Here is a 7430-nt window from a genome sequence, read left to right as displayed (position 1 = left end):
ACACAGGTGATCTGTAGGCACTACAACGTGCCGCGTGCTGGCGGCCCGCAGGAGGGGGATGCAGTGCACATGCCAGTGATGGCTATTTGGTCCCAAATCCGGATCAAAGCTGGAACACGACCGCGATCCAAATGCCGGTTGATCGATTAACGGCGCGCTATCCCGCGCGCCCAAGTGCCTGCCGGAAAGCGGTTTTCTTGCCGAGGAACTGGCGGCCTTTTACGATCACAGACCAATGCCAAAGTCCCTGATTGACAAGCACACCTTACGCGGTGCCTCGCAGGGTAAGTGATTGATTGTCATTGCCAATTCTCTCTGAGGCCAAGGGGAGCTTCCTCTGAGAAGCTCTGATTCGTGGTGGTCAATGATGAGCACATTGATTTTTCACGACAATTCTCTCTGAGGGCGGAACGTAAAAAGAACGGTTTCCTACAGCCTTCCGCGTCGTTACGCCGGGCGGGCCTTGCGTAGCGCACACCACGCCTCCCCATTTTGGAGTCGTGAAGTGTATCGAAATCTCATCAGTTGCCACGTCAGCGACGGCGTGCGGGATAGCTTCAGTGCGTTGGCGAAATCGCGCGGACTGACGATGGCTGCCCTCCTGCGTCAGATCATCGTCCGCGAGACTCTGGAGCGTGCTGGCACCCAGGAACATACGTGGGAGATGATCGTGTTCCTGACGCTTGCCGTGGACGGTCTTCTCGGTGCGCAGCCCGATCCTGATCTACGCCCGAAGATCATACAGCTGTGGCAAGATCGCCTGGCAGAGGAGGCGCGTCGCCATGCCGACTAAGCGCGCCCTTTCGAAACCCTGCCCCGACACCTTGCCGCTACCGTTCGAGCCGATCACCGTTCGCATCCCGATCGCGGTACGGATGACGGGGATCGGGCGATCCAAGCTCTACGAGCTGATCAAGGCCGGCGAGGTTGAAACGGTCAAGATCGGCACCGCCACCTTGGTCAAGGTAGCGAGCCTTCACCGGCTGGTCGAACGCGGGGCAGGTTAGGCGGAAGGAGCCATGCAGAAGTCTGCCCAATCGCGCATGAGGGCGCGGCGCTTTTCGAGGAAGTCGGTGCGGCGATACGCCGCTTCGACCTTGTTCGGGATAGCGTGCGCGAGGGCGGCTTCGGCGATCTCGCCGGGATAGCTGGTCTCTTCCGCTACCCAATCCCGGAACGCGGAGCGGAAGCCGTGGACGGTGTAGGGGAGCTCGAAATCGCGCATGACCTTAAGCAGCGTCATGTCCGAGCTCGGCTGCTTCAACCGCTGCCCTGGATAGACGAGATCGGTGCATGGGGCACGGAGCGCTTCGGCACGGCGAAACGCCTCTACCGTTTGCGCGGCAAGCGGCACGTGGTGGACGCGACCCATCTTCATGCGCTCCGCGGGGATCGACCACACTCCGGCGTCCAGATCGACTTCGGTCCACGTCGCGCCGCGTATCTCGCCCGAACGGGCGGCCGTTAGGATCAGGACTTCCAAGGCCAGTCGGCCGACCGACACACGTTCTTGCAGGCGAGCGATGAACGCCGGCACCTCGGTATAGGGCATGGCCGCGAAATGGCCGTTCTTGCGCGGCTGGCGGGGCAGGCCCTTGGACAAGGAGCGCATCGGCGCTTCGCTCTTCCTGTAGCCCTTCACGTAGCTCCAATCGAGCACCGCGCCGATCCGCTGGCGAACACGGCGGGCGGTTTCGGGCTTGCTGAGCCAGATAGGCGCTAGGACGTCACGGATGATCGGACCTTCGATCTTGTCGACCGGGCGATCACCCAGCATCGGAAATGCATAGGTCTCTAACGTGCTGATCCATTGCGCCTGATGCTTGCCGTTCTTCCAACTAGCTTTGTGATCGGAGTGCAGGCGGTGGGCGGCATCGCGGAAAGTCGGAACCGGATCGGCGACCTTCTTCTTCTCTGCGATGGGATCGACGCCACGTGCGATGTCCCGCCGCAACTCGGTGGCTTTGGCGCGGGCTTCCGCGAGCGTGAGCACCTTTGTGGACCCAAGCCCGATATCGCGGCGCTCGCCTCCTACGCGGGCGCGGAGCAGCCAGCTTTGTGCGCCCGTTGCCTTCACCAAAAGCATGAGGCCGTCGCCATCGGTGTACCGGCCAGCCTCCTTAATGGCTTTGATCCGAGCAACGGTAAGCTGTCCCATGTCCGATCCTCCATACGATACCCACAATCGTTCCCACCAGCGGCGGTGGGAACGGGTGGATTGCGGCGGACGATGATGGACACAACAAGCGCCGCAAACACTAGGTTTTTAGCCGTTTTCTAGTGCTTTTGGAAGGGCGGCGAGGGGCCTAGTTGGCGGAGACGGAGGGATTCGAACCCTCGGTACGGTTTCCCGTACGACGCTTTAGCAAAGCGTTGGTTTCAGCCACTCACCCACGTCTCCGGCTGCGGCTAGGCGCGGGGCTATAGACGCGGGCCGGCCGGCGATCAACTGGCCGGCGCGCTTCGGACTAGCCTGGGCAAACCGTTCATTGCACGGCAAGCTCGGCTCTGTTTACCATGGTGCGGGACGAGAGCGGGGTTTGCGTCATGGCGAAGTGGTTCGGTTGGGCGATGGCGGGGCTGCTCGCCGCAGGCACGGCGGGCGCGCAGGTGCGCACGATCGACCCCAATCAGGCGGTCGACAGCGATCTTCGGCAAACTGCACCCCGCCCCGCGCCGACGCCGACCTATGACGAGCCGGTCGCCGCCGAGGCGCCGGTCGAGGCCGTGCCGCAGGTGCCGGCGCCGCCGCCGCCCGACGAGCGCAGCGCCGACGCGACCACCACGTCGGCCGACACCTTCGAGCGCGACGACGTGCTGGGCGCGGCGGAAGGCGTGTTCGGCAAGGGCGCGCAGGGGCTCGCCGGCATCATCGAAAAGACGCTGAAGGATCAGGGTCGTCCCGTCGCCTATATCGCCGGGCGCGAGGCATCGGGCGCGTTCATCGTCGGCCTGCGCTATGGCTCTGGCGTGATGACGCACAAGGTGGAGGGGCAGCAGCCCGTCTATTGGACCGGCCCCAGCGTCGGCTTCGACGTCGGCGGCGACGCCAACAAGGTATTCGTGCTGGTCTACAACCTCCACGACACCGAGGAGCTGTTCAAGCGCTTCCCTGGCGGCGAGGGGCGGCTGTATTTCGTCGGCGGCTTCGCGGCGACCTATCTGCGGCGCGGCAACGTGGTGCTGATCCCGATCCGGCTCGGCGTCGGCTGGCGGGCGGGGGTGAACGTCGGGTATATGAAGTTCACCCACAAGAGTAAGTGGCTGCCTTTCTGACGCAGCCCGCATGCGAGCAGCGAAGCTGCGCGCAAGGCGGGCAAGGACGGCCGGGCTCGGCGTCAGCCGAGCTTCGACGTCACGGGATTTACTCCCGTGGCGGCCTTGCAGCAGTGACCCGTGCGCCACCTGCTTCGTTCCACCCGAAGAGCACCATGTGCCACGCTCCAGGCCTCCGACGCGAGCTGTCGATCAGCCCTACCGCCCCAATCTCGCGAGCCAGGTCGGACACGGCCCACGAACTGGGCTCCTCTTCCCGCGCGATGGCCGCGAGCCAGTCTTCCTTGGCCAGCGCCGGGTTGATCATCAATTCTGCACAGGCGTCCGTGTCGCGCAGGTCGAGAAGCCTTTCGGCCGCGACCTCGAACCGCATCAAGGTCCTGGCCACCTCGCCATAGCGCGCCATCGCGGCGGCTACGCCCTCGGGTGAGCCGCTCATATATAAAGTCCGCTGCCCTGGCCGATTGTAGCGTCCGGCCCGTTCGGTCCCATTCAATGCCGCAGCCTCCTGCCCTGCCGCCACAGCACGCCAGCACGATCCCGTGTAGCGGGCAAAGCGGCTCAACCTGCGACCCGCCACCCCAACCGCTCCCCGGCATGGAACGGCACCACGTCACCAACCCGCTCCGGCACCTCGACCACCTCACGCCGCAACGTCACCGTCCCTTCGTTCAACCCCAACCCGTAAAAGCGCGCGCCATGCTCGCTCGCGAACCCTTCCAGCCGCTCCAGCGCGCCTTCCTCCTCGAACACCGCCGCATAGCTCTCCAGCGCGAACGGCGCGTTCCACACGCCCGCACAGCCGCAGCCTGACTCCTTATCCCCCACCCGATGCGGCGCGCTGTCGGTGCCCAGGAAGAACTTGCCCGATCCGCCCACCGCGGCCGCGCGCACCGCCAGCCGATGGCGTTCCCGCTTCAGCACCGGGAGGCAGTAATGATGCGGCCGCAGCCCGCCGGCGAACAGCGCATTGCGGTTGAGGTGGAGGTGCTGTGGCGTGATCGTCGCCGCCAGCGTCGGCGGTCCCTCGGCCACGAACGCCGCCGCCTCGGCAGTGGTAATATGTTCCAGCACCACCTTCAGCGCGGGAAATTCACGCAACAGCGGCGCGAGCACGCGGTCCAGGAACTCCGCCTCGCGATCGAACACGTCCACCGCCGGGTCGGTCACCTCCCCATGGACGCACAGCACCATGCCCGCGCGCTCCATCGCGGCCAGAACGGGCCGGATGTTCGCCACCTCGGTCACGCCGTGCGCGGAGTTGGTTGTCGCATGCGCGGGATACAGCTTGCAGGCGGTGAACACGCCCGCCTCGAACCCGCCCACGATTTCCGCCGGATCGGCATCGTCGGTGAGATAGCAGGTCATCAGCGGCTCAAACCCCGCACCCGACACCGCGAGGATGCGCTCGCGATAGGCGGTCGCCGCCGCTACCGTGGTGATCGGCGGCGTCAGGTTGGGCATGACGATCGCGCGCGCGAACTGGCGGGCGGTGTAAGGCGCCACTGCCGCCAGCATCGCGCCGTCGCGGAGATGAACGTGCCAGTCGTCGGGCCGGCGGATCGTCAGCGTCGCTTGGGAATTCATCGGCAAGGGCTTACCTGAACCCCATGCCCGCAACCACCCTCGCCGACCGTGCCCTCCTCCGCCTGTCGGGAGACGACGTGCGCGGCTTCCTGCAGGGGCTGGTTACCAACGACCTCGATCAGCTCACACCCGACCGGCCGCTCTGGGCGGCGCTGCTGACGCCGCAGGGCAAGGCGTTGTTCGACTTCATCCTCTGGGCGGACGGGGACGCGGTGCTGGTCGACTGCGAGGCGGCGCAGGCGGACGCGCTCGCCCGCCGCCTGTCCATGTACCGCCTGCGCCGCGCGATCATGATCACGCCCGACGCGCGCGCGGTCCACTGGTCCGCGATTGGAACCGAAGGCGTCCCCGACCCGCGCCTGGCGGCACTCGGTCGCCGTTGGCTGGGGGAGCCCGGCGACGCGGCGGAGGGCTGGCGCGCGCACCGCCTCCGGCTCGGCGTCACCGAGGGCACAGGCGAGCTCGGCAGCGGCGACACGCTCTGGCTCGAATGCAATGCCGGCGAGCTGAACGGCGTCAGTTTCACCAAGGGCTGCTATGTCGGGCAGGAGAACACCGCCCGCATGCACCACCGTAGCAAGGTCAACCGGCGGCTGGTGGTGGCGCCGCTCGGCGCACCCGGCGACCGGACCCGCGCCACTTATCCGCAGCTCGGCCTGATGGTCGAGCATCGCCGCGTCGACGCGCTCGGCGACGCGCTGTGCCCCGCCTGGCTCGCCGCCGCGCTCGCATGAGACAAGTTGCGACAACCCTGTCGGGAACCTGACGGGGGGGTTCCGCGTCCGTTCACCGCCGAGGGGCCATTAGGCTTCTCATCCGGGGCCATTCCCGGTTGTGCAAGAGGAGAGTATCCCATGCGTAAGTTGATCACCGCCGCGCTCGCCGCCACCATGCTGGTGCCGGTCGCCGCATCCGCCCAGAGCTACAACGAAGTCCGTCGCGACCAGCGCGAGGTGCGTGAATCGCGCCGCGATCTGCAGGATGCGCGCCGCTACGGCGACCGCCGCGACGTTCGCGAAGCCCGTCAGGAGCTGCGGGAGGATCGCCGCGAACTGCGGGAGGATCGCCGCGACTATCGCCGGTCGGATCGCGGCTACAACCGCGGCAACTACAACGCCCCGCGCGGCTATCGCTATCGCCCGGTGACGGTCGGCTATCGCTTCCAGCCGAGCTATTACGGCCGCAACTACTGGGTCAACGACTGGAACCAGTACCGCCTGGCCCGCCCCGGCTACAATCAGCAGTGGGTGCGTTACGGCAACGACGTGGTGCTCGTGGACATCCGCACCGGCCGCGTTCTCCGCGTCCAGAACCGCTTCTTCTACTGAGCGGACGGCCTCGGCCGGCGCAAGCTGGCCGAGGACTCGTCACGGCGGCAGCAGAGCCGGCATCGCCGGCGATGTCTGACGGCGTGACGGTTGGAAGCCCGGAACCTCGGTTCCGGGCTTCTTCGCGTCAGTAGTTCCCCCACAACCCCGGCGTGGCAAGCTCTAGGACATGCCCGTCGGGATCGTCGAAATACAGGCTGTACCCACCCCGGGGCCAGGCCACCTCGCTGCGGATCGCGACGCCCTCCCGCGTCAGGTGACCGCGCCAAGCCTCCAGATCCGCCGCCGCGACGGCAAAGGCCATATGCGCCCGCCCAGACCCGTCATGGCCGGGAATGACCCCGCCTGCGCCGGGCATGTCCTCGGCCGAGCCGCCGCGCGCGAACAGCAGCAGGACGCTGCCCGGCCCCGCATCGAGCGCGACCAGCCGCTCGGTGCTCAACATCGCCCGCAAGCCCAGCACGCGCGCGAAGAAATCGGCCGCCCGCGCCAGGTCGTCGACGTACAGCGCCGTCTCGAGCACCCGCCCGAGCGGCGGCGCCCTCACCGTCCGACCGCCAGATAGGTGAACCCCGCCGCCTCGACCGGCTCGCGACGATAGACGTTGCGCAGATCCACCAGCACCGGCGCGGCGACCAGCCCCTTCAGCCGGGCGAAGTCGAGCGCGCGGAAGGCGTCCCATTCGGTCACGATCACCACCGCGTCCGCGCCCTGCGCCGCGTCATAGGGATCGCGGCAATATTGCAGGTCGGGCATCACCGCCCGAGCCGTCGTCATGCCCTCGGGGTCAAAGGCCCGCACCGTCACGCCCGCGTCGGTCAACGCCTGTGCGATGTCGATCGCCGGCGCGTCGCGCATGTCGTCGGTGTTGGGTTTGAAGGTGAGGCCGAGCAGCGCCACCGTCTTGCCGCGCGGCGCGTCACCCAGCGCGGCGAGCACCTTGCGCCCCATCGCGCGCTTGCGGGCATCGTTGACCGCCACCGTCGCCGCGACGATCCGCTGGGGCGCCTGATACTCCTCCGCCGTTTGCAGCAGCGCCAGCGTGTCCTTGGGAAAGCACGACCCGCCATAGCCCGGGCCCGCGTGCAGGAACTTGCGCCCGATCCGGTTGTCGAGCCCGATCCCACGGCTGACGTCCTGCACGTCGGCGCCGACCGCCTCGCACAGATCGGCGACCTCGTTGATGAAGGTGATCTTGGTCGCGAGGAACGCGTTGGCGGCGTATTTGATCAGCTCGGA

Annotated in this window: 10 protein-coding genes and 1 tRNA gene; 5 read left to right on the top strand and 6 right to left on the bottom strand. The window is 66.9% G+C overall.

The window, feature by feature from the left end:
• Positions 1-505: 505 nt before the first annotated feature.
• Together VFQ64_RS01120 and VFQ64_RS01115 are read left to right on the top strand one after the other, a co-directional pair.
• Positions 506-793: a hypothetical protein gene (locus VFQ64_RS01120; RefSeq protein ID WP_325101459.1), complete on the top strand. Its 288-nt coding sequence runs from the start codon at positions 506-508 to the stop codon at positions 791-793.
• Complete coding sequence (locus tag VFQ64_RS01115) at positions 783-1007, top strand: helix-turn-helix domain-containing protein (RefSeq protein WP_325101458.1); 225 nt, start codon at positions 783-785, stop codon at positions 1005-1007. Before VFQ64_RS01120 ends, VFQ64_RS01115 begins: the two co-directional genes overlap by 11 nt.
• Here the strand turns inward: VFQ64_RS01115 and VFQ64_RS01110 are convergent.
• Together VFQ64_RS01110 and VFQ64_RS01105 are read right to left on the bottom strand one after the other, a co-directional pair.
• Entirely contained in the window at positions 1004-2158 is a 1155-nt protein-coding gene (locus tag VFQ64_RS01110; protein ID WP_325101457.1) for a tyrosine-type recombinase/integrase, read from the bottom strand. The genes VFQ64_RS01115 and VFQ64_RS01110 overlap by 4 nt on opposite strands.
• Before the next feature lie 153 nt (positions 2159-2311).
• Positions 2312-2401: transfer RNA gene (locus VFQ64_RS01105), tRNA-Ser, on the bottom strand.
• Positions 2402-2547: 146 nt separating this feature from the next.
• Here VFQ64_RS01105 and VFQ64_RS01100 point away from each other — a divergent pair.
• Complete coding sequence (locus VFQ64_RS01100; RefSeq protein WP_325101456.1) at positions 2548-3276, top strand: DUF1134 domain-containing protein; 729 nt, start codon at positions 2548-2550, stop codon at positions 3274-3276.
• A gap of 88 nt (positions 3277-3364) precedes the next feature.
• Here the strand turns inward: VFQ64_RS01100 and VFQ64_RS01095 are convergent, their stop codons facing one another.
• Positions 3365-3799 (bottom strand): RES family NAD+ phosphorylase, encoded by a 435-nt coding sequence (locus VFQ64_RS01095; RefSeq protein WP_325101460.1) that lies wholly within the window; start codon positions 3797-3799, stop codon positions 3365-3367.
• A gap of 38 nt (positions 3800-3837) precedes the next feature.
• Entirely contained in the window at positions 3838-4863 is a 1026-nt protein-coding gene (gene pyrC, locus VFQ64_RS01090; protein ID WP_325101455.1) for a dihydroorotase, read from the bottom strand.
• A gap of 23 nt (positions 4864-4886) precedes the next feature.
• Between pyrC and VFQ64_RS01085 the strand changes: the two genes are divergently transcribed.
• Complete coding sequence (locus VFQ64_RS01085) at positions 4887-5597, top strand: folate-binding protein (protein WP_325101454.1); 711 nt, start codon at positions 4887-4889, stop codon at positions 5595-5597.
• A gap of 120 nt (positions 5598-5717) precedes the next feature.
• Positions 5718-6191, top strand: coding sequence for an RcnB family protein (locus VFQ64_RS01080; protein ID WP_325101453.1), 474 nt, complete (start codon positions 5718-5720; stop codon positions 6189-6191).
• A 127-nt stretch (positions 6192-6318) separates the two neighbouring features.
• On the opposite strand, the gene VFQ64_RS01075 is transcribed toward VFQ64_RS01080, so the two are convergent.
• Entirely contained in the window at positions 6319-6738 is a 420-nt protein-coding gene (locus tag VFQ64_RS01075) for a VOC family protein (protein ID WP_325101452.1), read from the bottom strand.
• The coding region (locus VFQ64_RS01070) for a UDP-glucose dehydrogenase family protein (protein ID WP_325101451.1) at positions 6735-7430 on the bottom strand (696 nt) is incomplete at its 5' end. The genes VFQ64_RS01070 and VFQ64_RS01075, both read right to left, overlap by 4 nt.

Origin of the sequence: Sphingomonas sp., assembly GCF_035714405.1 — a bacterium.
GTDB lineage: Bacteria > Pseudomonadota > Alphaproteobacteria > Sphingomonadales > Sphingomonadaceae > Sphingomonas.
This window is presented reverse-complemented; position numbering and strand designations above follow the sequence as displayed.

Coding starts and splice junctions, on each gene's coding strand:
- VFQ64_RS01115 (WP_325101458.1), top strand. CDS start 783: ATGCCGACTAAGCGCGCCCTTTCGAAACCCTGCCCCGACACCTTGCCG.
- VFQ64_RS01110 (WP_325101457.1), bottom strand. CDS start 2,158: ATGGGACAGCTTACCGTTGCTCGGATCAAAGCCATTAAGGAGGCTGGC.
- VFQ64_RS01100 (WP_325101456.1), top strand. CDS start 2,548: ATGGCGAAGTGGTTCGGTTGGGCGATGGCGGGGCTGCTCGCCGCAGGC.
- pyrC (WP_325101455.1), bottom strand. CDS start 4,863: ATGAATTCCCAAGCGACGCTGACGATCCGCCGGCCCGACGACTGGCAC.
- VFQ64_RS01085 (WP_325101454.1), top strand. CDS start 4,887: ATGCCCGCAACCACCCTCGCCGACCGTGCCCTCCTCCGCCTGTCGGGA.
- VFQ64_RS01080 (WP_325101453.1), top strand. CDS start 5,718: ATGCGTAAGTTGATCACCGCCGCGCTCGCCGCCACCATGCTGGTGCCG.